We start from the raw sequence: 1374 nt of genomic DNA, 5'->3' as shown, positions 1-1374 counted from the left end.
AAAATTTCAAGTTTAAGTTAGCCACTTATCAAAATTAAATTTCATGTGATATTTGACGGTTATTATCTGTGTAGTGAGGGCTTGATAATGAGCTGAGACATGATAGTCTTTTGACAAGCTGGCTTCAGCCAGCTTTACAGCTTTAAAGTCATGTCGAAGGAGGCTCGTTGTCAAGCCCTCACGGGTTAAGCCACTTGCTTTTCTAAGCGTAATGCATTGACGAAACACTCATGAGGTGTTTTATAGCCCAATATTTTTCTAGGATAATCGTTCATCCATTGTTGTATACGTAAGCATTGTGATTCTAAAACTTGACCCATCGGCTTTCCTTTCGGAATGAAGCGACGAATAAATTTATGCTGATTCTCACTCGTTCCTCGCTCAAACGATGCATAAGGATGGCTAAAATAAACATCCAGGGTATCCTTTAATGCTTCATGTAGACCTGCAAATTCAGAGCCATTATCTGAAGTAATCGTTTTAAACAAAGTAGAAAAGTCATCTCCAGCGCGTTCTTGAAGAGAATAAATGGCTTCGTTCACTGAATGTTGATCTTTACCGTTTACCTTCATAATAACTTCAAAACGGGTTTGTCGTTCAACTAATGTTAGTAGTACGGCATCGGTCTTTTCCTTATTACCGACGACTGTGTCGATTTCCCAGTGACCAAACGTTTGTCGACCATCAATCTCTTTAGGGCGTTTGTCTATTGATTGCCCGAGAATACGTTTATTTGGGCGTTTCTTCAGAGAAGACACTTTTGGTTTACGAGAGAGTTTTTCTAAAAGATCAAGGTTCTTTGTTCGCATGATTCCTTTATCTATCCAATTGTAAAGCGTTGTCGTACTAGGAATGATGGTACGTTCAAACAGCTCATGCTCTAACGCAAACCCAGTCACGGCATCAGGAGACCATTTATCAAGTAACATCTTATCATCGGCCCATTCTATAAAGGCATCTGTATCCGCCCATTTTGGCCGTCGGCCACAGTTTAAACGATGTTTGTCATAAGCTGCTTGTCCAGCATCAGCGTCATAAACTTTAGTAAAGTAATCATAGATCTTTCCTTTTTGCTTTTGACGTTTAAGTTGTGTGACCGTTCCGCGCTTCACCTCATTATTGATTGTTTGTGGAACACGTTCCAAAACACTGGCAATACGACGATTAGAATAGTTTTCTTGCTTCAAAATAGCGATTTGAGACCGCTCTGAATAAGATAAGTGTTTTCCCTTACGTGCTGATGTGGTATGGTTAGAGTGCGTCATGTGAATTCATCCTGTCTATTGAGAGTTAGTGGTAACTTCAATATAACATGAAATTCACATGGCGTTTTTTATATGTTAGCCAGGTGGCTAACTTCATTATAAAATCCAG

The 1374-nt window shown here is 39.4% G+C and carries 1 protein-coding gene; it reads right to left on the bottom strand.

Annotated elements, in window-relative coordinates; genetic code table 11:
- Nucleotides 1–185: 185 nt before the first annotated feature.
- Complete coding sequence (locus AKA01nite_RS09220) at nucleotides 186–1265, bottom strand: IS30 family transposase (protein ID WP_146925030.1); 1080 nt, start codon at nucleotides 1263–1265, stop codon at nucleotides 186–188.
- Nucleotides 1266–1374: the final 109 nt, after the last annotated feature.

Source organism: Alkalibacterium kapii, assembly GCF_007988865.1.
In the GTDB taxonomy this organism is placed as follows: Bacteria; Bacillota; Bacilli; order Lactobacillales; family Carnobacteriaceae_A; genus Alkalibacterium; species Alkalibacterium kapii.
This window is presented reverse-complemented; position numbering and strand designations above follow the sequence as displayed.